Genomic DNA, 25,466 nt, shown 5'->3' on the forward strand with positions numbered 1-25,466 from the left:
CCGCCGCATAACTTCGCTGCGCAAAGTGAGCGGCGTCCAAGCCGCGCATCCTGGGCGCTGCGCGCGGCGGCTTTGCCGCCCCCAGCCCACGCCGGTCATTCGACCGTCACGGACTTGGCCAGGTTACGCGGCTTGTCCACATCCGTCCCCCGCGCACATGCCGTGTGGTACGCCAGCAGCTGCAGCGGCACCACGTGCAGCAGCGGGCTCAGTGGACCGTAATGTTCGGGCATGCGGATCACGTGCAGGCCTTCGCCGCTTTCGATGCGGGTGTCGCCGTCGGCCAGCACATAGAGCACGCCGGCGCGGGCGCGCACTTCCTGCATGTTGCTCTTGAGCTTTTCCAGCAGCGCGTCATTGGGGGCCACGGTGACCACGGGCATGGCGCTGGTCACCAGGGCCAGGGGGCCGTGCTTGAGTTCGCCCGCGGGGTAGGCCTCGGCGTGGATGTAGCTGATTTCCTTGAGCTTCAAGGCGCCTTCCAGTGCGATGGGGTAGTGCAGGCCCCGGCCCAGGAACAGCGCGTTTTCCATGCGGGCGAAGTCTTCGGCCCAGCTGATGATTTGCGGCTCCAGGGCCAGCACGGCTTGCAGGGCCACGGGCAGGTGGCGCATGGCCTTGAGGTGGGCGGCTTCCTGCTCTTCGCTCAGGCGGCCCTTGCTTTGGGCGAGGGCCAGGGTCAGCAGGAACAGGCCCGCCAGCTGCGTAGTGAAGGCCTTGGTGCTGGCCACGCCAATCTCCACGCCCGCGCGGGTGATGTAGGCCAGCTTGCATTCGCGCACCATGGCGCTGGTGGCCACGTTGCAGATGGTCAGCGTGTGCTGCATGCCCAAAGACTGCGCATGGCGCAACGCAGCCAGGGTGTCCGCCGTTTCGCCGCTCTGGCTGATGGTGACGACCAGGGTGCGGGGGTTGGGCACGCTGGTGCGGTAGCGGTATTCGCTGGCCACTTCGACTTGCGTGGGGATGCCCGCGATGTCTTCCAGCCAGTACTTGGCGGTGCAGCCGCTGTAGTAGCTGGTGCCGCAGGCCAGGATGAGCACGCTGTCGATCTCCTTGAACACGCGCCAGGCGGCAGCACCGGGCTCGCCGTGCAGGCCCGCGCCGTCAAACAGCTCGGGCACGATGCCTTCGACACCCTCCAGCGTGTCGGCGATGGCGCGCGGCTGTTCAAAGATTTCCTTTTGCATGTAGTGGCGGTACGGCCCCAGCTCGGCCGCGCCGCTGTGGGCCAACACGGTGCGCACGGGGCGCTGCGCGGGCGTGAGTGCGGCGCCATCCTTGCCGACGATCCAGTAGCGGCCCAGTTGCAGGTCCACCAGGTCGCCTTCTTCCAGATAGACGATCTGGTCCGTCACGCCGGCCAGGGCCATGGCGTCGCTGGCCAGGAAGTGCTCGGACGCCGCACCGGCGGCCGCGTCCTTGCCCACGCCCAGGATCAGCGGCGAGCCCGCACGCGCGCCCACCACGCGGTGGGGTTCGTCCTTGTGCATGACAGCGATGGCGTACGCGCCATGCAACTCGGCCACGGCGGCCCGCACGGCGTCGAACAGGTCGCCGCTGTAGTGGCTGTCCACCAAGTGGGCGATGACTTCAGTGTCGGTCTGGCTGGCAAACACGTAGCCACGCGCCTGCAGGGTGCGGCGCAGCTCTTCGTGGTTCTCAATGATGCCGTTGTGCACCAGGGCGACGCGACCGGGCCTGGCCGCGTCGCTTCCGTCGTTCTGGCCTGGGGTGCCTGCGGCATCGCCCGTGCCGTGGCTGAAGTGCGGGTGGGCGTTGTGCACCGCCGGTGCGCCGTGCGTAGCCCAACGCGTGTGGGCAATGCCGGTGGCGCCGTCAATGTGCTCGGTGATCACCTGCTCCAGCAGCTCGGCCACGCGGGCGGTGCTGCGGGCGCGCTGCAGGCCGGCGGCGCGGCACGCGTCCAGGCTGGACGCGTGCACGGCCACGCCGCAGGAGTCATAGCCCCGGTATTCCAGCCGCTGCAGGCCCTGGACAAGGATGGGAACGATGTTGCGCGTGGATACTGCGCCGACGATGCCGCACATGGTGACTGCCTTGGAGGTGAATAAGGAATGGAGGCGATGGTAGGCAGCCGATGTGTGAATTTGTGATTGATATTGAACAGAGTTTGAATTTAAATTTCATTGACCCATGCTTATGAAATTTTGATTCATAAAATTCAAGGATATGGAATCCATCACCCTAGACGCTGTGGACCTGCAGCTGCTGCACCTGCTGCAGACCGATGCCTCCCAGAGCAACCTGGCCCTGGCCGAGCAGGTCCACGTATCGCCCCCTACCTGCCTGCGGCGGGTGAAGCGGCTGCAGGACGCAGGCCTGATCGAGCGGCAGGTGGCCATCCTGCAGCCTGACCGGCTGGCGGCCCTGCAGGGTCACGGGCTGGCGTGCATCGTGGAGGTGTCGCTGGACCGCCAGGGCGCCGAGCTGCTGGACGCGTTTGAAGCCCGCGCAGTTGCCGATGAGGCCGTGCAGCAGTGCTGGCGCGTGTCGCCCGGGCCGGACTTTGTGCTGGTGGTGCACACGCGGGACATGCCGGGGTATCTGGCGCTGTCGCAGCGGCTGTTTGCGGGGGATGCCAATGTGCGTAACGTGAAGGCCTTTTTTGCCACCAAGCGCGCAAAATTTGATACAAAAGTGCCTCTAGCGCTTAACTAGCAAGCGCTGGCAGCTATCATTTTTGATTTCACCGCTCGCGCCGCGCCATGTAGCAGCAGTCCGTCAAACAGGCGGGGAAGGCGTGGTCATTTGTTGCTGGCATCTGGCGGCGTGCACGGGTAAGCTCCCCGCCACCTTTCCTGCCGTCTGCGCACACCCCCTCCAGCACACGCGGTCCGCCCCACCAGCCCGGGCGCCCCGGCCTTTGTTCCAGATTTTTCTGATCCCCGTCGCCGCACCGCATGCCCACCCGCCGCCGCCAGATGCCCCGCCGTATCTACCCTCTCCGCATTCTGGGCATGGGGCTGGGCGGCATGGTGACGGCCGTGGTGTTGTGGGAGCGGCAGGCGTCCATCTACGCCTGGGTGGCCATGGCACTGCCGGCCTTTGTGTGGCCGCATGTGGCCTACCTCATCACGCGGCGCAGCGCAGACCCGTACCGGGCCGAGGCGCGCAACCTGCTCATCGACTCGGCCATGGCAGCCAGCTTTGTGCCGCTGATGCACTTCAACCTTCTGCCCAGCGTGCTGCTGCTGACGCTGACCATGGTGGACAAGATCACCACCGGCATCCGCCGGCTGTGGGCGAGGTCCATCCCCGCCATGCTGGCGGGCGGACTGGTGGGGTTGGCGCTGGCGGGTTTTCACTGGTCGCCCGACACGTCCATGCGCGTCATCGTGGCCTGCCTGCCGGTGATGGTGCTGCACACGCTGTCCGTCAGCGTGGTGAGCTACCAGCTCATCCGCAAGACGGCGCAGCAGAACCAGCAGCTCGATGAACTGCGGCGGGTGGACGCCCTGACGGGCCTCTTTGGGCGCGGCCACTGGCAGGAGCAGGCCGAGGCCGCACTGCGCCGCCACCACACCACCAGCGAGCCGGCCTGCATGCTGCTGCTGGACATTGACCACTTCAAGGAGATCAACGACGAACACGGCCACACTGTGGGCGACGAGGTGATCCGCGCTCTGGCGCATGTGGTGCGTGGCAATGTGCGGGCGGGCGACTGCGCTGGACGCTATGGCGGCGATGAGTTCGCAATCATTCTGCCCGGCATGAAAGCCAAGGACGCGCTGGCGATCGCCCACCGCATCCGCGAGCAGACCGAAGGCGTGCGCCTGCGCAGCCTGCCGGGCCTGCGCATCACCAGCAGCATTGGCGTGGCCCCCGCCGACCACCGCCACAGCAGCCTGCGCGCCTGGATCGACGCAGCCGATGCGGCGCTGTACGCCGCCAAGAACGGCGGGCGCAACCGTGTGGCGGGGCACATGGAGCGGGACCTGGCACCGGCGGTGTAGCGGCCCACCCCTCACACGGCGCCCCACGGCGCCACACAGCGCCGCACTGCCCGGCGCTATGCCGGTGGAGTGTTCGTTGCCATCGCCGCCGGCCACAGCACCCGCACTGTGCAGCCTTCGCCCGGCACCGCCGTTGCACTGATCTGGGCACCGTGCCGCTGTGCAATGGCGCGGCACAGGGCCAGCCCGGTGCCCACACCTTCGAACTCGCCCTCCCGGTGCAGCCGCTGGAACACGCCAAACAGACCGGCCGCGCGCGCAGGGTCAAACCCCACGCCGTTGTCCTGCACCACAAAGCCATGCTGACCCGCGGGGGCCGACGCGTCTGCCAGCACGGCAATGCACGCCTGCGCCACGGGCCGCGTGAACTTGAGCGCATTGCCCAGCAACTGCACCAGCAGGGTCTGCAGCAGCGCCGGGTCAGCCTGCAGCGTGGGCAGGTCGGGCGCCACCCGCCAGTCCACACTGCGGCCCGCGGCCTGCGGGGCCAGTGCGACGCGGGCCTGTGCCACTGCGTCTGCCAGCGGCACGGCTTGGGGATGCAGCGGTGCGCGGCCTGCGCGCACCAGGGCCTGCAGGCCGTCAATCATCAGGCCCATGCGGCGGGCCGACTGGTCCATGGTGGCCAGAAAACCCAGCGCCTCCTGCACCGGCTCGCCCTGCGCCACATCGGCGGGCAGGTCGCCCAGTACCTCGCGGACCAGCGTGCCGTACGACGTCACGTGCCGCAGCGGCGCACGCAGGTCGTGCGATACAGCGCGCAGAAACTCTTCCTGCGCAGCCGCCATGTCAGCCATCTGCTGCTGGCAGCGGGCCAGTTCGGCGCGCAGCTGCGCGGCCTCGTCAGAGGGGCTTGCCGGGGGTGCGGAGGGATCGTGCGACGCCATGTTCAGCGCCTTACGGGGCCTTGGGCAACTTGGCAGGGCGTTGCCAGTTTTCTTTGGTGATCTGCTTGCCGCGCGCCACGCTCAGAGCGCCGGGGGGTGCGCTTTTGGTGAGGGTGCTGCCCCCACCCACCGTGCCACCGGCGCCGATAGTGATGGGTGCCACCAGCACGCAGTTGCTGCCGATGTGCACGTCGGCCTCGATGACCGTGCGGTGCTTGTTGGCGCCGTCGTAGTTGGCGGTGATGCTGCCCGCGCCATAGTTCACGCGCTCACCCACCGTGGCGTCGCCCAGGTAGGCCAGGTGATTGGCCTTGGCGCCGTCGGCCAGCGTGCTGTTCTTCACTTCCACAAAGTTGCCGATGTGCACCTCGCGGCCCAGCTGCGCGCCGGGGCGCAGGCGTGCAAACGGGCCGATCAGCGCGCCCTCGCCCACGGTGGCGCCGGCCTTTTCGCCGTCGATGTGGGTGTAAGGGTGGATCACGGCGCCCGCCGCGATGCGCGCGTTGGCAATGCAGCAGTTCGCACCGATGGTGACGCCCTCGCCCAGCTCCACGCGGCCGGTGAAGACGCAGTTCACGTCGATCTCCACGTCTTGGCCGCAGACCAGCTCGCCGCGAACCCCGGTGCGCGCATCGTCGCGCAGGTCCAACCGCGCCGGGTCGGCCAGGCGCACGCCCTGCTCCATCAAAGCGCGCGCCGTGCGCAGCTGGTGGGCGCGCTCCAGCTCGGCCAGTTGCAGCGGGCTGTTGACACCTGCCACCTGCAGCGCGTCGCTGATGCGGTGGGCCACCACGGGCACACCGTCGGCCACGGCCATGGCGACGATGTCGGTGAGGTAGTACTCGCCTTGCGCGTTGTCATTGGTCAGCCGCGTCAGCCAGCCGCGCAGCAGGCGTGCGGGCACAGCCATGATGCCGCTGTAGATCTCGGTGATGGCGCGCTGGGCGTCGCTGGCGTCCTTGTGTTCGACGATGCCTCGCACCGCGCCATCGGCGTTGCGCACGATGCGGCCGTAGCCTGTGGGGTCCGGCAGGATCACGGTGAGCAGTGCCAACTTGCCGCCCTCACTGGCGGCCACCAATGCGCGCAGCGTGTCCGCCTGGGTCAGCGGCACGTCGCCCGACAGCACCACGGCCGTGCCGTCGTCCGGCAGCTGCGGCAGGGCCTGCTGCACGGCGTGGCCGGTGCCCAGCTGGGGTTCCTGGCGTGCAAATTTGATGTCAAAACTGCCGCTAGCGCTTTTGTAGTCTGCGCAAGATGCTTCCACTTCTGTAGCACCATGGCCGGTGATGACGATGGCGCTGCGGGCCTGCAGGTGCGCGGCCTGGTCCAGCACGTGGTGCAGCAGCGGGCGTCCGGCCAGGCGCTGCAGCACCTTGGGAACGCGGCTTTTCATGCGCGTGCCTTTGCCGGCCGCCATGATGAGGATGTCAAGTGAGGTCATGGAAAAGCTCTGAATCGGTAGAAGCTGCGGCGCCCGCGCACCCAAAGTGGCGCAGGCGGCATGCGCTGGATTATCGGCTGCCCCTCATGCCACAGCCCCGCCTTACGGTTGCTACACAAACCATAGCTGCTAGCGCTTGCCTAATAAGCGCCAGAGGCCATTTTGCCTTGAATTTTTTGCAAGCTAAGGACACCAGTCCACTGAATCCGAGAAATCGGCGGTGCGTGAGGGCCCGGCAAGGCCGCAATCTAGGCGCAGAGCGCAGTCGGGTTGCACACCCGCCGCAGCCCCGGCGCACCGCCAATTTCTTGGATTCAGTGGACTAGAGCAGCGGCATCAGCCGCGGCGGCGTGTTGTAGTACTCGGCAATGCGGGCCAGCGCCTTGGTGTTCAGCAGCCGCAGGCGCCCGTTCTTCAGATCGTGCAGGCCCAGGGCCGACAGGCGGCGCAGTGTCTTGTTGGTGTGCACCAGCGACAGCCCCAGCGCGTCGGCAATGTGCTGCTGGTTCAGCGGAAACGCCACCGTGCCGTCGGCGTCCACCAGCCCGATGCGGTCCAGCCGCCTGTACAGATGCATGAGCAGCATGGCCACGCGCTCGGTGGCGTTGCGGCGGCCGGTGGTCAGCAGGTTTTCGTCCAGGTGCCCTTCGCTGTGCGCAGCCAGCCAGGTCACGTCATAGCCCAGCCGCGGGTGTTCGCGGAATACGGCCCACAGGCTGTCGTTCTGGAACACGCACAGCGCGCAGTCGGTCAGCGCCTCGATGCCGTGGGACGACACCTCGCCAAACTCTTGCTGCAAACCCACCAGGTCGCCCGGCAGCACAAAGTTGAGGATCTGCCGGCGCCCGTCGCTCAGCGTCTTGTAGCGAAACGCCCAGCCGGAGTACAGGGTGAAGAGCTGGGCGTTGCTCTGGTTCTCGCGCACCAGCGCCTGGCCGGCCTCCACCACCTGGGCGCCTTGGCGAAAACCTTCGATGAACGCCAGCTGCGCCGGGGTGACCAGGGTAAAGGCGCCCGTCTGTCGCAGCCTGCATGTGTGGCAATTTTCGGGGCAGGCGGCGGGGGGCGGGGGGGCGTTCATGGTGGCGAGATTCTAGAGAGCCCCGGCCGGATGTTTGCGTGTGCGGCGGGCACCACAACTATGTCTTTTGACATTGCACAAGCCCCACCCTCCACCTACATTGACCCCCTCTATGGAAATCCGCACCGCCCTCTACGAGGTCCTTTACGTGAGCACGATTGCTCCTGATCAACCTCTGAGCGTGGTGGCAGGCATCGCCGGGCGTGCGCGCACGGCCAATGCCGCACTCGACATCACCGGGCTTTTGATTTTTGACGGCCAGCGCTTTTGCCAGCAGCTGGAAGGCCCGCAGAAAGCGGTGCTCAAGCTCATTGAGCGCATCCGCAACGACCCGCGCCACGTCAATGTGGAAGTGCTGCACCACGGCCCGCTGGCGGGCCGGCGGTTCCAGAGCTTCAGCCTGGCCTTCAGCACCGTGGAAGACGCCGATGCCCTTGCCCGGCTGGAGCAGCTGGACGGCGCCACGGCGCTGGCCGCCTTCGAGGCGGTGCGGGAAGAGCTGGTGCTGTGATCCGCCATCACATCCACATCCCTGTCTGAATAACAAAAAAGAGCTGCCAGCGCTTGCAGTACAAGCGCTGGCAGCTCTTTGGATGGCTGAGCCCCGAGCGGCCCAGCGTGCGAAAAGCCCGAAGAGTGCGCTCAGGCGCAGCAGGCATCGCCCCAGGCGGGAGCCCCATTGCCCACGGACGCACGGCGCCACCAGGCGGCGGGGCGTGTGTCGGCAGCATCGCCGCGCACCCAGCGGTACTGCAGGCGGCGACCGTTGAGTGCCTCCACCACGACCGACTGGCCTGCGGCCACGGGCAGCGTTTGGCCAGCGCACAGAAACACATCGCTGCTGTCGCCCAGGCCCTGGCCCAGCGTGACCCAGGCCTGGCCTTCGGCAATGCGCAGTGTCATCGCGGCCTTGGGGGCCAGGGTGACGGCGGCGCCTGCGGCCACGCTGCCCGCCTCACCGGCGGCAGCGCCCGTGGCGCGGGAAGATGCAAACAGATGAAGAGCGTGAGAGGTTGTCATGGTTTTCTCCGGGTTAACCCTAATAAGACCGTATGGTGCGCCGACTGCAGAACAACGTCCAATGAAAAGCACGGCGCTGATTGATGCTTTTCCTGCATGAAGCCGTCAGGCGGCGTTGCGCGACCACTGTGGCGCTATCCGATTGAGAGCAAACCGGGCCAAACCAGCGGCAAACCGGCCGCCTGCGCCTGTCACATCGGCCAGCGCCGCGCCCAGGGCACGCCCGCCCCGGCCCAGCGCCTGCAGTGCGTCGCGCAGGGGCTGCACCACACCGCATTCCCAGTCCCGGGCGGCGGGGCTGGCGGACTCGGGCAGCACAGGGGCTGCGAGGGGGTCCCAGCGGAATGCCACGGCTGTGGCGTGATCGTGGCTGCTCCAGGCCTCCATCACCACATGCTGGCCCGGCGAGACGGTCAATTGCTCGCCAGCGTGCAGCACATGGTCCGCAGCGGCGCCGGGCATGTCTGCCAGTGCACCGCACAAAGTCACCCACGCTTGACCCTGCGCAATGTGCAGTACGCCAGGGATTTCGGGACGCAGCGACAAGGCTTTGCCTGTGGCCAGATTCCAGCAACCGGCCGCGCGACTGCCAGCCGTGGCGGCGTGGACGGATTGTTGCGATTCCAGAACGTTGCGGGGGGACATGACAGGCTCCTTGGCTTCAGTAAAACGTGTTGAGGAGCCTGAATGGTGCGCCTTGCACCGTACACAGTCCAATGAAAACGCGGTACGCTATTCATTCCGCCACCGCATGAATCATGCCGCCATGACCGCTGCTGAATACTCCCCTGCCGTCTTGCGCACCCGGCCTGTGGCCACCGGGCATTGGCGCGCCTTTCTGGCCGTGGCCAAGCACCTGAACTTCCGGGCTGCGGCCGATGAGCTGGCGCTCACCCAGTCGGCCGTGAGCCGCCAGATCCAGGCGCTGGAAGAAGAAGTGGGCGTGCCCCTGTTCCTGCGCCACACGCGCGCGGTGGAGCTGACCAGCGCGGGCGCGCAGTTGCACCGCGCCGTGGGCCCGGCGCTGGAGCGCATGGACGCGGCTGTGCGCCTGGTGCGCCAGACCGCCGGGCGCCGCAGCGTGGCCATCACCACCTGGGCCAGCTTCGCGTCGATGTGGCTGATCCCGCGAATGGAGGAGTTCCAGCGCGACAACCCGGGCATCGATATCCGCATTGATGCGAGCGACGTGCAGGTGGACCTGGAGACGTCGGACGTGGACCTGGCCTTGCGCTATGCCATGCCCGCCGGGGCCACCCAGGGCGGCATCCGCCTGTTTGGCGAGCAGCTGGCCGTGGTGGCAAGCCCCTGGCTGCTCAAGAGCGGCAAGCCGCTGCGCACCCCCGCCGATGTGGCGCAGTTCACCCTGATCGAGGCGGGCGACGCCCACCGCACGCACTACCTGGAGTACCTGAGCTGGCGCCGCTGGTTCGACACGCGCGACCTGACCAAGCTGCAGCCCCAGCGCTGGCTGTACTTCAACTACGCGCACCAGATCGTGCAGGCCGCGCTGGCCGGCCAGGGCCTGGCGTTGGCCCGCATGCCACTGATCGCCGATGCCCTGGCCGCTGGCGACCTGGTGGAGGTTCTGCCCGGCCACCGCATCGACTCGCCCCTGGCCTACTGGCTCATGGTGGGGCCGCGCAGCGCGCAGCGGCCGGAGATCAAGGCGTTCTGCGCCTGGCTGCAGGTGCAGGCCGAGGCCACCCGCCAGGCGATTGGCGATGTGCCCGACCCGGATTTGAACGACAACCTGGACGGGTCATGAAGGAAAAAAGCGCCGAGCCTTGCGACTCCAGCGCTTTTATTTTGATAGCTGCTAGCGCTTTACCAACAAGCGCTAGAGGCCAATTTCATTCATATTTTTTCATCAGGTCAAGGTCACCCGCGCAAACTTACGCTTGCCCACCTGCACCACGTAGGTGCCGGCGTTGAGCTTCAGGCCTTTGTCGCTGACCACGCTGCCCTCCACCCGCACGCCGCCGCCGTCGATCAGGCGGTTGGCCTCGCTGGTCGAGGGGGCGAGGTTGGCCTGCTTGAGCAACGCACCAATGCCCAGCGGTGCGCCCGACAGGCTCACCTCAGGGATCTCATCAGGCACGCCGCCCTTGCTGCGGTTGATGAAGTCCTGCTCCGCCGCATCGGCCGCCGCCGCGCTGTGGAAGCGCGTGGTGATCTCCTTGGCCAGCATCACCTTGGCGTCCTTGGGGTTGCGCCCGCCCTCCATCTCGGCCTTGAGCGCAGCGATCTCGGCCAGGCTCTTGAACGACAGCAGGGTGAACCAGTCCCACATCAGGGTGTCGCTGATCGACAGCACCTTGGCGAACATGGTGTTGGCGTCTTCGGTAATACCGATGTAGTTGTTCTTGGACTTGGACATCTTGTCCACGCCATCCAGACCGACCAGCAGCGGCATGGTGAGCACACACTGCGGCTCCTGGCCGTATTCCTGCTGCAGATGTCGGCCCATCAGCAGGTTGAACTTCTGGTCCGTGCCGCCCAGCTCCAGGTCGCTCTTCAGGGCCACCGAGTCGTAGCCCTGCATCAGCGGGTACAGAAACTCGTGCACGCTGATGGACTGGCCGGAGGTGAAACGCTTGTGGAAGTCATCCCGCTCCATCATGCGGGCCACGGTGTAGCGGGAAGCCAGCTGGATCATGCCGCTCGCGCCCAGCGGCTCGCTCCACTCGCTGTTGTAGCGAATCTCAGTCTTGGCCGGGTCCAGCACCATGCTGGCCTGCTTGTAGTAGGTCTCGGCATTCACCTTGATCTGCTCGGGCGTGAGCGGCGGGCGCGTGCTGTTGCGGCCGGAGGGGTCGCCAATCAGACTGGTGAAGTCGCCAATCAGAAAGATCACCTGGTGGCCCAAATCTTGCAACTGCCGCATCTTGTTCAACACCACTGTGTGGCCGATGTGGATGTCCGGTGCCGTGGGGTCGAGCCCGAGCTTGATGCGCAGCGGCTGGCCCGTGGCCTCCGAGCGGGCGAGCTTCTTGACCCATTCGTCCTGCGGCAGCAGTTCCTGCACACCGCGCAGCGAGATTTCAAGGGCGCGTCCTACACCATCAGACACCGGGGTTGTTGTAACAGCAGATTGATTCATAAGGGTTTTTTGGGATGTCTATACAGCGTGCGCCGCTATACTCCAGCCCACATTGCGTGTGACGGATTCTAGTAGGCCCGCCGTCTCGACTTGTTTTTCACGCTGTCAAACGGCTGCAGCCCGACAGCATGTGGCCCGTGCACTGGGCCCCGCTCGCCACCGCAGCGCAGTGCCACGGATCCACGCTCACCCTGGGGATAGACCATTGATTCACGGCTTGACCACCGCACGCACGGCTTTGCTTGACCGGCTGTCCCACACGATCCAACTACACCCCAAACGCATTACCGCCGCCCTGGCAGCCCTGCTGCTGACGGGTGGAGGCGGCGCATTCGCCGTGGCTTCGCTCGCACCCGACGCGTCGGACCTGCCCGTGCGCATGGTCAGCTACCCCGTGGAATCGCTGGCCGAGAACGTGGTGCTCGACCAGTTGGAGACCCCGGGCTTCTCGCTGTTCCGCTCCGAGCAGGTGCGCAGCAGCGACACCCCCGAGTCGCTGCTGCAGCGCCTGGGTGTGGCCGACCCTGCAGCTGCCGCTTTTCTGCGCAGTGACACTCCTGTTCGACAAAACGTGCTCGGCCGCACGGGCCGTGTCGTTTCCGCCGAGACCACCGACGACCACCGCCTCCTGCGCCTGACGGTGCGCTGGGTTCCGGACGACAGTGGCAACTTCCGCCGCCTGGTCGTTGAGCGCACCGGCGACAAGTTCGCAACGCGCATCGAAACCGCGAAGATGACGGCCAGCAGCCGCCTGTCGGGCGGCATCATCCAGAGCTCGTTGTTCGCCGCCACGGACGCCTCCAACATCCCCGACGCCGTGGCCGTGCAAATGGCCGAGCTGTTCTCGGGCAACATCGATTTCCGCCGCTCGCTGCGCAAGGGCGACCGCTTCTCGGTGGTGTACGAAACGCTGGAGGCCGACGGCGAGCCGCTGTCCACCGGCCGCGTGCTCAGTGCCGAATTCATCAACAACGGCAAGACGCACGAGGCCATCTGGTTCCAGGAGCCCGGCGCCACCAAGGGCGCGTATTACACGCTGGACGGCGAAAGCATGCGCCGCGCCTACCTCGCATCTCCGGTGGAGTTCTCACGCGTCACCAGCGGCTTCAAGATGCGCATGCATCCCATCCTGAAGACCTGGCGCGCCCACCTGGGCACCGACTTTGCCGCCCCTACAGGCACCGCCGTGCGCACCGTGGGCGATGGCGTGGTGGAGTTTGCGGGTGTGCAGAACGGCTACGGCAACGTGGTGTTCGTCAAGCACCGCAACCAGCATGTCACCGTGTACGCCCACCTGAGCCGCATCGACGTGCGCCAGGGGCAGTCGGTGGAGCAAGGCCAGAACCTGGGCGCCGTGGGCGCCACAGGCTGGGCCACCGGCCCCCACCTGCACTTCGAGTTCCGCGTCAACGGCCAACACCAAGACCCCATGACCATGGTGGCGCAGAGCGAAGCCGCAGCCCCCGTCTCGGCCGCAGGTCGTGCCGCCTTCGACCGCCTGGCCAGCAACATGCGCGTGCAGCTGTCGGCTGCGGCCCTCATCCAGCAGGCCAGCGCAGAGTGAGCGTCCGAAGCAGGGCAAACGCGTTCTTTCCCAGCTTCTTTCCTCAGCCTTTTCCAGGCCTTTTCTCACACCCGGGCCATGTCTGACCTGTACATCGGCCTGATGTCGGGCACCTCGCTCGATGGCATTGACGGTGTGCTGGCTGACTTCTCGGGCGACCGCTTGGCCGTCACCCACCATGTCAGCGCAGAATTTGCCCCCGCGCTGCGGGCCGAACTGCTGGCACTGAATACCCCAGGCGAGAACGAACTGCACCGCGCCGCACTGGCTGCCAACGGCCTGGCGCGGGCCTATGCGAGCGTGGTCGCCACGCTGCTGGCCCGTAGCGGCATAACTGCCCACAGCATCCGTGCCGTGGGCGCCCACGGGCAGACCGTTCGGCATCGCCCTCAGGAGTTCGACGCCACCGGCTACACGCTGCAGCTAAATAACCCCGCCCTGCTGGCCGAGCTGACCGGCATCCCCGTGGTGGCCGACTTCCGCAGCCGGGATGTTGCGGCCGGCGGGCAAGGAGCCCCACTGGTACCGGCCTTTCACCAAGGCGTCTTTGCGCAGCCCGGGCGCACGGTGCTGGTGCTCAATATCGGTGGGATATCCAACCTGAGCGTGCTGGGCGCTGACGGCTCGGTGCTGGGCTTTGACTGCGGTCCCGGCAACGCGCTGATGGACCACTGGTGCCAGCGCCATACCGGCCAGCCGTTCGATGTTGGGGGGGCCTGGGCGGCGAGCGGACGGGTTGCACCAGACCTGCTGGCGCGACTGATGGAAGAACCGTTTTTGCACCGGCAGCCCCCCAAAAGCACGGGCCGCGACCTGTTCAACCCGCCCTGGCTCACGGCCCACCTGCTGGCATTTCCGTCCTTGTCGCCAGTGGACGTGCAGGCAACACTGACAGAATTCACCGTCAGCGCTTGTGCAGAAAGCGCAAACAGCTACAAAAACAATAGCAGTCTACTTGCCGTTTGTGGGGGTGGGGCGCTGAACACCCACCTCATGCTGCGCCTACAGGCCCTGTGCCCCCGTCTGCGGGTGGTACCCACCGACACCCTGGGGCTGCCTGCCCTGCAGGTAGAGGCGGCGGCCTTTGCATGGCTGGCCCGCCAGACGCTGACGGGCGCCCCCGGCAACCTGCCGGGGGTAACGGGGGCGGCAGGCCCACGCGTGCTGGGGGCCATTTACCCGGCCTGAGGCAGTCCCAGTACTGCCGGCGCTGGCGCCAGCCTGTGGCAACCGCAGCGACCCAGCAAAAAGCCGCCCGAAGGCGGCTTTTGAACCCAATGGGGTGCTTTGGTGCTTTTAGATCAGGCCGAGAAGCTGGAACCGCAGCCGCAGGTGGTCGTGGCGTTCGGGTTCTTGATGACGAACTGTGCGCCTTGCAGGTCTTCCTTGTAGTCGATCTCTGCGCCCACGAGGTACTGGTAGCTCATCGCGTCAATCAGCAGCGACACACCATTCTTTGTCATGGTGGTGTCGTCCTCGTTGGTGATTTCATCGAAGGTGAAACCGTACTGAAAGCCCGAGCAACCGCCGCCTTGCACAAACACGCGCAGTTTGAGGTCAGGGTTGCCCTCTTCCGCGATCAGGTCGGCCACCTTGGCGGCTGCGCTGTCCGTGAACAGGATGGGGGCGGGCATGTCGGTCTGGATGTTGTCGGCAACGGCGCTCATGGGGTACTCCGGGGATCAAAGCTGGCCGTGAATACTACTGCAAACCGCTCGGGAATTCAGATCACTGTCCATTTGACGCCAACTTGAGTGGGGGCTTTTCCTCCACCAGCTGGGCCGCCGGGCACATCTGGCCCGCGATCATCGCGCCCTGGTGCATCTCCAGCGCCTTGTAGTGCACGTTGCCTGTGATGCGAGCCTTGGGCTGCAGTTCCAACAACTCCTTGGCGTGCACGGGCCCGATCACCTGGCCGTTCACGATGACATGGTCGCCATGCACGGCGCCCTCCACCCGCGCGGTCTCCGAAATGACCACGATGCTCGGCTGGTCGGTCCCGGCGCGGATGTCACCCACCACCTCGCCATCGATGCGCATGCCTTCGGCAAATTGCACGTCCCCTTCGATCTTGGTGCCCTCCGCGATCAGACTTTTGATGGGGGGTTGCTTTTTACGGGAAAACATGGGCGGAACTCCTGGTAGTGGTGGGACCGGACGGCCATGGGCCGGCGGGCAACAACAGCAATTGAAAGGAAGTGCGCTGGGCACTTCCACAGCAGGCTGGCGCTGAAAGATGCCGGGAGATGGCCCCCAGCACTGCAAGGCGCTGGCAGCCGAGCTTGGTCAATCCAGCACCATGGTCTGGGTGGTGCGGACGGTGGTGCCGTCCAGCACGCGCGCTGTCACGGTTTTTACCACGGCGTTGGCGGGGAGATTCAGCACGCCTTCAATACGACGGTACTGCTTGACCTGCAGCGGCTGCCCTTGGGGAGGCTGGGTCTGGGTCCAGGCCTTGCCGTCCTGGGTGCCCGTGAGCACCAGCTCCAGCTTGCCGTTAAAGTCTGGCGCATTGCGCGCGGCTTGAATCACCAGCACCTGCCAGCGCAACTGCATGCCCCCCAGCACTTCAGCCTGTAGACCCCGAATCGCCAAGCCATCTCCAGAGGCCGCGGGTAACAACTTTTCAAAAAATCCCAGGTCTTCACGCAGCGTGCGGTTGTCGGCCTCCAACTGACGCACCTGGGCCATGAGGCTTTCCTTGGCCGAGCGCTCGGCCACCAGCAGGCTCTCGGCCGTATGGGCCACGGTCTGCTGCTCGTTGCCCTCGTCCCGCAGCCGGGCGACTTCCGCGCGCAGCTGCAGCAACTCCTGGCGGGACACGGTGTCCAGGCCAGCAATGGACTTGCCAAACTCAAACGCCCAAAGCGCCACGGCGCCGCAAAATCCCAACACCACCGCCAACGCCATCCAGCGGAAAGGCCATGGCAGTGCGCTGCGGATCGCCACCCGCGGAGCGCTGATGGTCAGCCGGCGGCGAAGGAGGCGAAGACGCATGGTGAAGGCTTCATGGGAGAACGGCCAAAAACAAGAAAGATGCGCACCTTAAACGAAAAAACCGCCCGAAGGCGGTTTTTTGTTCTGTAAAGCATCCCGTAGAACACCTTGCAGGGGATGGATGCCGCCCCGAGGAACGGACATCCGGCAGAACAGCAGCGATTAACGCTTGGAGAACTGCTTGGCGCGGCGTGCGGAGTGCAGACCGACCTTCTTACGCTCGACTTCACGGGCATCGCGGGTCACAAAGCCGGCTTGGCTCAGTGCGGACTTGAGCGATGCGTCGTAGTCGATCAGGGCGCGGGTGATGCCGTGGCGGGTGGCACCGGCCTGGCCGGATTCACCGCCACCGTGCACGTTGACCTGCACGTCGAAGGTTTCGACGTGATTGGTCAGCACCAGCGGCTGCTTGGCAATCATGATCGAGGTTTCGCGGCCGAAATACTGCTGAATGTCCTTGCCATTCACAGTGATCTTGCCGGAGCCCTTCTTCAGAAACACACGGGCGACGCTGGACTTGCGACGGCCGGTGCCATTGTTCCATTCACCAATCATTCTCAAGGCTCCTTAGATTTCCAGAGCCTTGGGCTGCTGGGCGGTGTGTGGATGCTCTGCACCACCGTACACCTTGAGTTTCTTGATCATTGCGTAACCCAGGGGGCCCTTGGGCAGCATGCCCTTGACGGCCTTCTCCAGCGCGCGGCCGGGGTGCTTGGCTTGCATGTCGCGGAAGTTCGTGGCCGTGATACCGCCGGGGTAGCCCGAGTGGCGGTAATACACCTTGTCCAGGGACTTGGTGCCGGTAACCTTGAGCTTGGCTGCGTTGATGATGACGATGAAGTCACCGGTATCGACGTGAGGCGTGTAAATGGCCTTGTGTTTGCCGCGCAAACGGAGAGCAACTTCGCTGGCTACTCGTCCGAGGACCTTGTCGGTCGCGTCAATCACAAACCACTCGTGCACGACCTCAGCGGGCTTGGCGCTGAAAGTAGTAGTCATGAGATTTCTCTGCAAAGAGGGTTTGGCGGGTCCTTTTCCACGGTCGGTGCTTCTCTTTCGGAAGCCTCTTAGGTGGCGTTAAGTTCTCCGCCGCGGGACCACAAATGCGCTGCGAAGCCGCGATTATACAAACCAACGCAGAACCGGCGCAAGCTGCAGGGGCCCGGTGGGGCAAGTGCACCCTTCAGTTAGGCGTTTGGCGGCGGCGCTGCTCTTCGGCTTCGTAGCGGCGCCGGTTCTCCACGCAGATCTGCTGGCCGGCCTGGGCGGGTTTCTGGCACTCCTGGTGGATGCACATGGGGCGCGCCAGGAAGCTGGAGTCGGCGCACACCTCTTGCGGCGTGGGGATGCGCACGGGGGCTGGCCTGGGCTTGGGCGCCACCACCACGGGTGGAGGCTCTGGGGGTGGCTCCTCTTGCACGATGACCGGCGCGGGCGCGGGTTCCGGCACCACGGCTTTCTTTGGCGCTGCCCGGGGCGCAGGCTTTGGCGCGGAGGCCGCAGCCACCGCCACTTCGGCCGGTGGTGCAGCACCGTCGCTGGCGGCCGAGGCGGGTGATTCCGCAGCCGACGCCGCAGCCAGGGTGTCCGACGCAACCGCCTCGGCAGACGCGGCCGGAAGCGGCGGCTCCGCCAACTCCGTGATGATGTCGTCTTTGGGTTCCGGGCCGTGCTGCGCCCAGCGCACGCCTGCCGCAGCAGCCACGACCACCAGCGCCCCGGCCGCCACCCAAAGCAGGGGCGACCGCCTGCGCCCCGCGGCGGGTTTGGCAGCACGCGCCGCGTGGCGATCGCCGTGGTGCGGCCGGCGATCGGCAGCAGAGGGCGGGCGGTCCCCCCCGTGTTCGCGGCGCGTGGGCGGCGGCGCATCGTCCGCCGCCACGGTGTTTCCGGCGTCGATGAAGACGGTATCCCCCGCATCAATCACCACGGTGTCGGGGCCACCCGTCACCGCATCGCGCGACACAGTCTGCACTCCCGCCGCGCCATGGGCCGCCGCGCGCTGAGCTTGCGCCTGCAACTCGGCTGCCAGCTTGGGTGCAGAAGTGACGTCGACCGTGGGCGTTACCAGGCCGGGTCCAGGCTGGTCGGCAGGCTCCACCCAGATGTCGCCCAGGTCGGCGCGGAAGTCAAAATGCTGCACGCCCTCGGGTGGCGAGGTCATCTCCATCGCCTGCAGGAAGGCATCGATGCTTTGGGGACGGTCTTCCGGGCGCAGGGACAAAGACTGTGCGATGGCCGCCACGAACGGCGCGGAATATTCCACCCCGAACTGCCGCTTCACCGTCTTGGCGACGCGCGGAAAGGACACCATCCGGTCGCGGATGGAACGCAGCGTGGCCGGCAGCGGCGTGTCGTTGCACAGGCACCCGTGTACCACTGCTGCCAGAGAGTACAGGTCGCTCCACGGACCTTGGCGCAGGTCCTCGTCCCCATCTGCATACTGCTCGATGGGCGCGTAGTTCACCTTGAGCACGGCCGTGTGCTTGCGGTCCTGGTCGTTGATGGCGTGGCGGGCGGCGCCCAGATCCAGCAGCACAGGTGGGCCGTTGTCCTGCAGAAAGATGTTGTCAGGCGATATGTCGCGGTGCAGCGTGTTGCCGTCGTGCAGTACCCGCAAGGCGCCCAGCACCGTCCACAAAAGTTTGCGCAGCCAGATTTCAGGGGGCGGCGTACGCATCTGCGCCCGCGCCTGCTTGAAGGTCATGCCGCTGTACAGGGGCATGACCATGTACGCGGTGTTGTTGGCTTCCCAGAAGCGAAACACCTTGACCAGCGACGGGTGGTCAAACTGCGCAAGCAGGCGCGCTTCATCCACGAAGGAGGCCAGCCCCGTCTGGAATGTCTGCTGGTCTGACGAAGAGCGAACCCACAGCGACTGCCCCTGTGAGCGGCCCGCCAGCGCCGAGGGCATGTACTCCTTGATGGCCACCGCGCGGTGCAGCGAATGATCGAACGCCTTGTAGACCATGCCAAAGCCCCCCACGCCCAGCAGCGCGAGGATCTCGAACTCCGCCAGCCGCGTCCCGGGGGGCAGCGCGTCCACATGGCTGACACCGCTGGAGGAGGCTGGGCTGGAACTATCGGTCATGGTAGGAAGGGGTAGCGGGAAGCGTGGGCACGTCAAAATCAGCAGCTGCAATCAGGATCAGCCTCAGATTCGGGCCGCGGTAGCGATCATGCGGTCAGGCTGTTGCTGCAATAGCAACAAAAGGCATCCTGTCTGCCAAAAACGTCACATGAGAGCCACTTAGCCCGCCATTGTGCCCCGCCGCGAGGGCGGACACCATTGGCAGGTCATGAGCAAGCAGCATCATCGGGCAATCTGGAATGCCATTCCAGCAGCATTCGTGCCACCTGCTGGTGCGCACTCGCTACCATTGCGCCATGTTCAGTTACCGCCACGCCTTCCACGCGGGCAACCATGCCGATGTGCTCAAGCACACGGTATTGATTGCCGCCTTGCAACACCTCACCGAGAAAGACGCGGCCCTGACCGTGCTGGACACCCATGCGGGCGCAGGCCTGTACCGGCTGGACGGCGACTATGCCAGCACCAGCGGCGAGGCCGCCGAGGGCGTCGCCCGCCTGTTCGCACCCACTACGCCCGCCCTCGCACCGGCCTTGCAGGGCTACGTGGACATGGTGGGCGCCTTCAACCAGGGCAACACCCTGCGCGTTTACCCCGGCTCGCCCTTCATCATCCAGCGCCTGCTGCGCAGCCACGACAAGCTCAAGCTGTTCGAGCTGCACCCGACGGATCTTCGCTCTCTTGCGGGTAATGTCGCGCAGCTGGAGGCAGGCCGCCAGGTGGCCGTGCTGCACGAGGACGGGTTTGAAGGCATCAAGAAATTCTTGCCCCCGCCAGCCCGCCGCGCTCTTGTATTGTGCGATCCTAGCTATGAAATCAAGAGCGACTATGCCAAAGTGCTCGACATGGCGGCCGATTCGCTCAAGCGTTTTGCCACAGGCACCTATGCGTTCTGGTACCCCATCATTCCCCGCCCCGAGGCCCACGATCTGCCCCGCCGGCTCAAGACCCTGGCCACCAAAGCCGGCAAAAGTTGGCTGCACGCAACCCTGACCGTCAAGTCGAGCAAGATCACGGAGACAGTGACAGGCGACACCAAGCGCCCCGGCCTGCCCGCCAGCGGCATGTTCCTGATCAATCCGCCTTACACACTTAAGGCGGCGCTGAAAACCGCACTCCCCCAAATGGCCGAGCTGCTGGCGCAGGACAAGCACGCCACGCACACGCTGGAATCGGGCGGTTGACCGGCCCCGCCCCCCGCGCCCTTCCGGACCAAAGTTCACCTCGCCTCCACCAAGGGCAGCACTACCCACACGCACTCACCAGCCACTGTCCTAAACCGCGTAAGAAAAGCACCGCCTGCGCACAACCGGTTGAGGACAAGCCCAAGGCGCTCCCGCCACCAAGCGCGCTCTAACGCCTGCAGCGCTGAAGAAACGCCTCCTCAAAACGGCGCAGGTCGTTCTTTTCGCCTTCCGTCAGATCCGTCCGCGCCCCCTTGGTAGCCAGAATGCGACGCGACTCGGCACATTGCTGGGCGCGGCGCGCCTCCTGTTCCCGGTCGGCCTGCGCCGCCAGCGCGGCGGCTTTTTCCTGCTCTCGGCGCTGGCTTTCCCGGCTGCGCCGCTCAGACGAAATGCGTGAATACGCGTCCTGCTCTTCCTCGCGGCAATCACGCCGGTATTCGCGACGCATGCCTTCTACCACCTCGGCCTTGATGCCGCGGCCGTACGCGCTGCGGATGTTTTCGTCCAGGGCACGGCAGCGACCACTCAGATACTGGTGATGCTCGGGGGTCTCTGGAGGAAGGCGAGGCGAATTGCTGGTGCTACCAGTGCTACTGTAGGAATTGCGCTGCGGCGCAGGGCCTGCCGCAGCCGCTGTCGTGCGGGTACCACTGGGACAGGGACGCGACAGCACGTAAGTGTTTCCGCCATCGTCTCTGCAGTGGTATTGGATTTGTGCCTGACCGGGCAATGCAACGGCTGCACCCGCAAGCCCTACGCACCACCATGCCGCCATCGCTGCTCTCATCACCTGCCCCGCTCCCTGGTTACTATGGACCGCAATGGTAGCGAAATGTAAACGCGACAGATCCCACCCGAGCAAACCCACGTGCATGCCAGAGGCTGTGTTGAAAGACGCACTACCGCAAAGGTGAACGCAAGGGGACAAAAAGTCGGGCCCGCCGCAGCCACGCTGAAATCGGGCGGCTGACGCGGGTGCGCCACCTCCCGGCGGGCCCTAGGACGCATCAAGGTTCGGGGCAATCACGCTCGCCGTCCTGCAGGGCGAACAACTCCACGGGCTTGAGCCCCAGCCCGATCATCCCCAGTTCTTCGGCCGCGGCCCGGCTGAGGTCGATGACGCGCTTGCCCGTGTGCGGGCCCCGGTCATTGATGCGCACGATCACAGTGCGTCCGTTGACCGTGCTGCGCACGCACACGAAGGAGCCAAAAGGCAGCGTGGGATGGGCAGCGGTCAGCGCCCGCATGTCAAACAGCTCACCACTGGCAGTGCGGCGGCGGTGGAATTTGCCCCCGTACCAGGACGCCAAGCCCACCTGATCGGCCTGGGCCCGGGATGGCGCCGTGGGCGGGGCGGGATTGGAACGCGCTTCCGGGACCGTATCCTCGGTCTCGGTGGCCTCCGAGCGCGGCGGGTCGGCCAGAGGCGCCTTGGCGGGCTTGCCGGCGCGCTGCGGCGGCACTGCCACCTTGGGCACTGGCGCTGGGGTTTGTGCAACCCCTGCCTCGGGGTGCTCTGCGGACATGCGCTCCCCAGGAGCGCGTTCGCCAGACGCGCAGCCAGCGACGACCACGCAACAGGCCAAGGACAGCGCGCGCCACCCCAGGCTCCCGGCGGCCTGCGCCTGCATCAAATCCCCAGCCGACGGCAAATTTCGAGCGTCGCCGTGCTCTGGTTCATCGTGTAGAAATGCAGCGCAGGCACGCCCGCGCTGCGCAGTTGGTCGCACAAGTCGGTCACCACATCCAGGCCGAAGGCCTTGATGCTGGCCGTGTCATCGCCAAACCCCTGCAGGCGCAGGCGGATCCAGCGCGGGATCTCGGCGCCACACGCGTCGGAAAAGCGCATGAGCTGCGTGGAGCTGCCAATCGGCATGATGCCCGGCACCACCGGCACATCCGCGCCCAGGCGCTGCGTGTCTTCGACAAAACGGAAGTACGCGTCGCTGTTGTAGAAATACTGGGTGATGGCCGAATCCGCCCCGGCCTGCACCTTGGCCACATAGGCCTTGAGGTCGGCCTCGGGCGAACGCGCCTGGGGGTGCACCTCGGGATAGGCCGCCACTTCGATGTGGAAGTCGCGCCCCGTCTCTGCACGGATGAAGGCCACCAGGTCGCTCGCGTACTGGAACTCGCCGCCCGCGCCATAGCCGCTGGGCAGGTCGCCGCGCAGCGCCACCAGGCGCTTGACGCCCATGGCCTTGAGCGTGGCGAGTTGCTCGCGCACCGACTGGCGCGTGGCGCCAATGCAGGAGAAGTGCGACGCGGCGCCCACGCCTTCGGCCAGGATTTCGCGCACGGTGCCAAAGGTGCCTTCTTGCGTGGAGCCCCCGGCGCCGTAGGTCACCGAGCAGAAGTCCGGGTGCAGCGCATACAGCTGCTGGCGGGCCACGCGCAGCTTGTCGGCGCCTTCGGGCGTCTTGGGCGGGAAGAACTCAAAGCTCACAGGGAAACCGGTGCCCTGTGCATTGGCAGCATTCATGCAGCCCTCCTTGCATGGATAAAAAATTCACGGTTGCCGTCGCCGCCCTGGATGGGGCTGTCCAGCCACGCCAGCACGGCCAGGCCCACGGTGGCGCAGCAATCGCGGATGCGTTGTTCGACCACGGCGTACAGAGCCTCGTCGCGCACGATACCGCCCTTGCCCACCTGGCCGGGCTGCAGCTCGAACTGCGGCTTGACCAGCATGACCAGATCGCCCTGCGGCGCCAGCAGCGGCACCAGCGCGGGCATCACCAGCGTGAGTGAGATGAACGACAGGTCGCCCGTCACCAGGCCGAACTCGGGCGTGATATCGACGTCTGCACGGTCGGCGCGGCGGCGGCGCTCCACCGGCAGCGTGCCCTGTGCGCGTGCCTTGGCCAGCTCGGCGCGTTCGGACTTGAAGGCTTCGATGTCCTTTTCCTTGGCATCGTCGCTGTCGTCGTAGTCCTCGTCCACCTGGCCGCCGTTGCGCATCCAGCTGTAGGGGGCTTCGGGCTGGGTCTCGTTATCTTCTTCCAGCTCGATGACTTCCGAGAGCGCCAGATCGCAGGCCAGCTGCAGCGCCTCGGCGGTCAGCGAGCGGGCATTCACCCCCTCGACACACACCACCCGCAGGTCGCTGCGCAGCCGTTCATGCAACTGGTCATGACCCACGTCCACGCCAATCACCTGCGCGGCGCCGCGCTGCAGCAGGCAGTCGGTGAAGCCGCCGGTGCTCTGCCCCACATCCAGACAGCGCAGCCCCTCCACCTTCAGACCCAGGGCATCGAGCGCACCTTCGAGCTTGAGCCCGCCGCGCGAGATGTACTTGGCCTCGGCGCCGTCGAGCAACTGCACCTCGGCAATGGCCGGGATGTCGTCGCCATTCTTGGCCACCTTCTGCCAGGGCGCGAGCGGCGACAGGCGCCATTCGACACCCGACGCAATCAGGCGCTGGGCCTGCGAGCGGGTGGCGGCATGCCCCCGCTCCACCAAAAACACATCTGCGCGCATGGCGCCCATCCTTTTTTGAGTAAAAACAGCCGCCACCGCGCGACCATCATGCCCCGATAGCTATTATTAATATAGCAAACAGGTTATCAGCACACGGCGTGCAAGCGCCGCTGCCCGGCCCCCGCGCGGCTTCACGCCACGGGGGAAGGGGGCGCAGCCCCCTCAGCAGATCCAATCAATAGCGGTACGTATCAGGCTTGTAAGGGCCTTGCTTGGGCACGCCGATGTAGGCGGCCTGGTCGTCGCTCAGCTCGGTCAGCATGGCGCCCACCTTCTTCAGGTGCAGGCGCGCCACCTTTTCATCGAGGTGCTTGGGCAGCACGTAGACCTTGCCGTTTTCGTAGTAGTCGCTGTGCGTGAACAGCTCGATCTGGGCAATGGTCTGGTTGGCGAACGAGTTGGACATCACGAAGCTGGGGTGGCCCGTGCCGCAGCCCAGGTTCACCAGGCGGCCCTTGGCCAGCAGGATGATGCGCTTGCCGTCGGGGAAGATCACATGGTCCACCTGCGGCTTGATCTCATCCCACTGGCAGTTTTCTTCGAGCTTGGCGACCTGGATCTCGTTGTCGAAGTGGCCAATGTTGCAGACGATGGCCTGGTCCTTCATCGCCGCCATGTGCTCATAGGTGATCACGTCGCGATTGCCGGTGGTGGTCACGAAGATGTCGGCCTTGTCGGCAGCCCATTCCATGGTCACGACCTTGAAGCCTTCCATCGCGGCCTGCAGCGCGTTGATGGGGTCGATCTCGGTCACCCACACCTGGGCGCTCAGGGCGCGCAAGGCCTGGGCACTGCCCTTGCCCACGTCGCCGTAGCCCGCCACCACGGCCACCTTGCCGGCAATCATCACGTCGGTGGCGCGCTTGATGCCGTCCACCAGAGATTCGCGGCAGCCGTACAGGTTGTCGAACTTGGACTTGGTCACCGAGTCGTTCACGTTGATGGCGCGGAACATCAGCGAGCCCTTGGCCGACATTTCCTTCAAGCGGTGCACGCCGGTGGTGGTCTCTTCGGTCACGCCAATGATCTCGGCGCTCTTGCGGCTGTACCAGGTGCCGTCTTCGGCCAGCTTGGCCTTGATGGCGGCGAACAGGATGCGCTCTTCTTCGCTACCTGGGTTGGCCAGCACAGACGCGTCCTTCTCGGCCTTCTTGCCCAGGTGCATCAGCAGCGTGGCATCGCCGCCGTCGTCCAGGATCAGGTTGGGGCCTTCGCCTGCGGTGCCCTTAGGGCCGAAGTCAAAAATGCGGTGGGTATAGTCCCAGTACTCAGCCAGCGTTTCGCCCTTGACGGCAAAAACGGGCGTGCCGGTGGCGGCAATGGCGGCGGCGGCGTGGTCCTGCGTGGAGAAGATGTTGCACGAGGCCCAGCGCACTTCGGCGCCCAGGGCCTGCAGCGTTTCGATCAGCACGGCGGTCTGGATCGTCATGTGCAGGCTGCCCGTGATTCGGGCGCCCTTGAGCGACTGCTTGGCAGCGAATTCCTCGCGAATGGCCATCAGGCCGGGCATCTCGGTTTCGGCGATGCGGATCTCTTTGCGGCCCCAATCGGCCAGGCCGATGTCGGCAATGATGCAGTCGGTGTTGACCGGGGCGTTGACGCGTGCGTTCATGGTGGTGTGCTCCAAAGCATGTTTGA

The 25,466-nt window shown here is 65.8% G+C and carries 25 protein-coding genes; 7 read left to right on the forward strand and 18 right to left on the reverse strand.

Annotated elements, in window-relative coordinates:
* Window positions 1-95: 95 nt before the first annotated feature.
* Complete coding sequence (glmS, locus tag ACK4HJ_RS02015) at window positions 96-2,051, reverse strand: glutamine--fructose-6-phosphate transaminase (isomerizing) (RefSeq protein WP_409827219.1); 1,956 nt, start codon at window positions 2,049-2,051, stop codon at window positions 96-98.
* A 142-nt stretch (window positions 2,052-2,193) separates the two neighbouring features.
* Between glmS and ACK4HJ_RS02020 the strand changes: the two genes are divergently transcribed.
* Window positions 2,194-2,682 (forward strand): Lrp/AsnC family transcriptional regulator, encoded by a 489-nt coding sequence (locus tag ACK4HJ_RS02020; RefSeq protein ID WP_409827221.1) that lies wholly within the window; start codon window positions 2,194-2,196, stop codon window positions 2,680-2,682.
* 242 nt (window positions 2,683-2,924) lie between these two features.
* Complete coding sequence (locus ACK4HJ_RS02025; RefSeq protein ID WP_409827222.1) at window positions 2,925-3,977, forward strand: diguanylate cyclase; 1,053 nt, start codon at window positions 2,925-2,927, stop codon at window positions 3,975-3,977.
* 56 nt (window positions 3,978-4,033) lie between these two features.
* On the opposite strand, the gene ACK4HJ_RS02030 is transcribed toward ACK4HJ_RS02025, so the two are convergent.
* From ACK4HJ_RS02030 to ACK4HJ_RS02040, 3 genes are all read right to left on the reverse strand, one after another.
* Window positions 4,034-4,864 (reverse strand): sensor histidine kinase, encoded by an 831-nt coding sequence (locus ACK4HJ_RS02030; RefSeq protein WP_409827224.1) that lies wholly within the window; start codon window positions 4,862-4,864, stop codon window positions 4,034-4,036.
* Between the two features lie 10 nt (window positions 4,865-4,874).
* Window positions 4,875-6,308, reverse strand: a complete 1,434-nt coding sequence (gene glmU / locus ACK4HJ_RS02035) for a bifunctional UDP-N-acetylglucosamine diphosphorylase/glucosamine-1-phosphate N-acetyltransferase GlmU (RefSeq protein WP_409827226.1) — start codon at window positions 6,306-6,308, stop codon at window positions 4,875-4,877.
* A 322-nt stretch (window positions 6,309-6,630) separates the two neighbouring features.
* Window positions 6,631-7,389 (reverse strand): Crp/Fnr family transcriptional regulator, encoded by a 759-nt coding sequence (locus ACK4HJ_RS02040; RefSeq protein WP_409827228.1) that lies wholly within the window; start codon window positions 7,387-7,389, stop codon window positions 6,631-6,633.
* A gap of 112 nt (window positions 7,390-7,501) precedes the next feature.
* Between ACK4HJ_RS02040 and ACK4HJ_RS02045 the strand changes: the two genes are divergently transcribed.
* A complete protein-coding gene (locus ACK4HJ_RS02045) occupies window positions 7,502-7,900 on the forward strand; it encodes a BLUF domain-containing protein (RefSeq protein ID WP_409827229.1) in 399 nt (132 codons plus the stop codon).
* Between the two features lie 131 nt (window positions 7,901-8,031).
* Here ACK4HJ_RS02045 and ACK4HJ_RS02050 read toward each other — a convergent pair whose 3' ends face one another.
* Window positions 8,032-8,409 carry a DUF2917 domain-containing protein gene (locus tag ACK4HJ_RS02050; protein ID WP_409827230.1) on the reverse strand — a complete coding sequence of 126 codons (378 nt, stop codon included), beginning with the start codon at window positions 8,407-8,409 and terminating at the stop codon, window positions 8,032-8,034.
* A 105-nt stretch (window positions 8,410-8,514) separates the two neighbouring features.
* Window positions 8,515-9,054 carry a DUF2917 domain-containing protein gene (locus tag ACK4HJ_RS02055; RefSeq protein ID WP_409827232.1) on the reverse strand — a complete coding sequence of 180 codons (540 nt, stop codon included), beginning with the start codon at window positions 9,052-9,054 and terminating at the stop codon, window positions 8,515-8,517.
* Window positions 9,055-9,175: 121 nt separating this feature from the next.
* Between ACK4HJ_RS02055 and ACK4HJ_RS02060 the strand changes: the two genes are divergently transcribed.
* Window positions 9,176-10,177 carry a LysR substrate-binding domain-containing protein gene (locus ACK4HJ_RS02060; RefSeq protein WP_409827234.1) on the forward strand — a complete coding sequence of 334 codons (1,002 nt, stop codon included), beginning with the start codon at window positions 9,176-9,178 and terminating at the stop codon, window positions 10,175-10,177.
* A 102-nt stretch (window positions 10,178-10,279) separates the two neighbouring features.
* On the opposite strand, the gene tyrS is transcribed toward ACK4HJ_RS02060, so the two are convergent.
* Window positions 10,280-11,512 (reverse strand): tyrosine--tRNA ligase, encoded by a 1,233-nt coding sequence (tyrS, locus tag ACK4HJ_RS02065; RefSeq protein ID WP_409827235.1) that lies wholly within the window; start codon window positions 11,510-11,512, stop codon window positions 10,280-10,282.
* 205 nt (window positions 11,513-11,717) lie between these two features.
* On the opposite strand from tyrS, the gene ACK4HJ_RS02070 reads away from it, so the two are divergent.
* Complete coding sequence (locus ACK4HJ_RS02070; RefSeq protein WP_409827237.1) at window positions 11,718-13,076, forward strand: peptidoglycan DD-metalloendopeptidase family protein; 1,359 nt, start codon at window positions 11,718-11,720, stop codon at window positions 13,074-13,076.
* A gap of 78 nt (window positions 13,077-13,154) precedes the next feature.
* Window positions 13,155-14,264: an anhydro-N-acetylmuramic acid kinase gene (locus tag ACK4HJ_RS02075; RefSeq protein WP_409827239.1), complete on the forward strand. Its 1,110-nt coding sequence runs from the start codon at window positions 13,155-13,157 to the stop codon at window positions 14,262-14,264.
* 113 nt (window positions 14,265-14,377) lie between these two features.
* Here the strand turns inward: ACK4HJ_RS02075 and erpA are convergent, their stop codons facing one another.
* From erpA to ACK4HJ_RS02105, 6 genes are all read right to left on the reverse strand, one after another.
* The gene (erpA, locus tag ACK4HJ_RS02080; protein WP_409827241.1) at window positions 14,378-14,743 is read right to left on the reverse strand and encodes an iron-sulfur cluster insertion protein ErpA; all 366 of its coding nucleotides are present in this window, start codon (window positions 14,741-14,743) and stop codon (window positions 14,378-14,380) included.
* A 61-nt stretch (window positions 14,744-14,804) separates the two neighbouring features.
* On the reverse strand, window positions 14,805-15,203 hold the full coding sequence (locus ACK4HJ_RS02085; protein ID WP_409827243.1) for a polymer-forming cytoskeletal protein: 399 nt from the start codon (window positions 15,201-15,203) through the stop codon (window positions 14,805-14,807).
* Between the two features lie 159 nt (window positions 15,204-15,362).
* On the reverse strand, window positions 15,363-16,073 hold the full coding sequence (locus tag ACK4HJ_RS02090) for a DUF6776 family protein (RefSeq protein ID WP_409827244.1): 711 nt from the start codon (window positions 16,071-16,073) through the stop codon (window positions 15,363-15,365).
* 162 nt (window positions 16,074-16,235) lie between these two features.
* A complete protein-coding gene (gene rpsI, locus ACK4HJ_RS02095; protein WP_409827245.1) occupies window positions 16,236-16,628 on the reverse strand; it encodes a 30S ribosomal protein S9 in 393 nt (130 codons plus the stop codon).
* Between the two features lie 12 nt (window positions 16,629-16,640).
* On the reverse strand, window positions 16,641-17,072 hold the full coding sequence (rplM, locus tag ACK4HJ_RS02100; protein ID WP_291504048.1) for a 50S ribosomal protein L13: 432 nt from the start codon (window positions 17,070-17,072) through the stop codon (window positions 16,641-16,643).
* 184 nt (window positions 17,073-17,256) lie between these two features.
* Window positions 17,257-19,164, reverse strand: coding sequence for a serine/threonine protein kinase (locus ACK4HJ_RS02105; protein WP_409827247.1), 1,908 nt, complete (start codon window positions 19,162-19,164; stop codon window positions 17,257-17,259).
* A 296-nt stretch (window positions 19,165-19,460) separates the two neighbouring features.
* Between ACK4HJ_RS02105 and ACK4HJ_RS02110 the strand changes: the two genes are divergently transcribed.
* Entirely contained in the window at window positions 19,461-20,348 is an 888-nt protein-coding gene (locus tag ACK4HJ_RS02110) for a 23S rRNA (adenine(2030)-N(6))-methyltransferase RlmJ (RefSeq protein ID WP_409827249.1), read from the forward strand.
* Window positions 20,349-20,517: 169 nt separating this feature from the next.
* Here the strand turns inward: ACK4HJ_RS02110 and ACK4HJ_RS02115 are convergent, their stop codons facing one another.
* The 5 genes from ACK4HJ_RS02115 to ahcY all read right to left on the reverse strand — a co-directional run bounded on the left by ACK4HJ_RS02115 (window position 20,518) and on the right by ahcY (window position 25,440).
* Window positions 20,518-21,024 (reverse strand): hypothetical protein, encoded by a 507-nt coding sequence (locus tag ACK4HJ_RS02115; RefSeq protein ID WP_409827251.1) that lies wholly within the window; start codon window positions 21,022-21,024, stop codon window positions 20,518-20,520.
* A 334-nt stretch (window positions 21,025-21,358) separates the two neighbouring features.
* On the reverse strand, window positions 21,359-21,877 hold the full coding sequence (locus ACK4HJ_RS02120; RefSeq protein ID WP_409827253.1) for a septal ring lytic transglycosylase RlpA family protein: 519 nt from the start codon (window positions 21,875-21,877) through the stop codon (window positions 21,359-21,361).
* 104 nt (window positions 21,878-21,981) lie between these two features.
* A complete protein-coding gene (gene metF, locus ACK4HJ_RS02125; RefSeq protein ID WP_409827255.1) occupies window positions 21,982-22,833 on the reverse strand; it encodes a methylenetetrahydrofolate reductase [NAD(P)H] in 852 nt (283 codons plus the stop codon).
* The gene (locus ACK4HJ_RS02130; protein WP_409827257.1) at window positions 22,830-23,828 is read right to left on the reverse strand and encodes a TlyA family RNA methyltransferase; all 999 of its coding nucleotides are present in this window, start codon (window positions 23,826-23,828) and stop codon (window positions 22,830-22,832) included. Before ACK4HJ_RS02130 ends, metF begins: the two co-directional genes overlap by 4 nt.
* Before the next feature lie 175 nt (window positions 23,829-24,003).
* Entirely contained in the window at window positions 24,004-25,440 is a 1,437-nt protein-coding gene (ahcY, locus tag ACK4HJ_RS02135) for an adenosylhomocysteinase (protein ID WP_409827259.1), read from the reverse strand.
* Window positions 25,441-25,466: the final 26 nt, after the last annotated feature.

The organism is Acidovorax sp. (assembly GCF_046294525.1).
GTDB lineage: Bacteria > Pseudomonadota > Gammaproteobacteria > Burkholderiales > Burkholderiaceae_C > Acidovorax.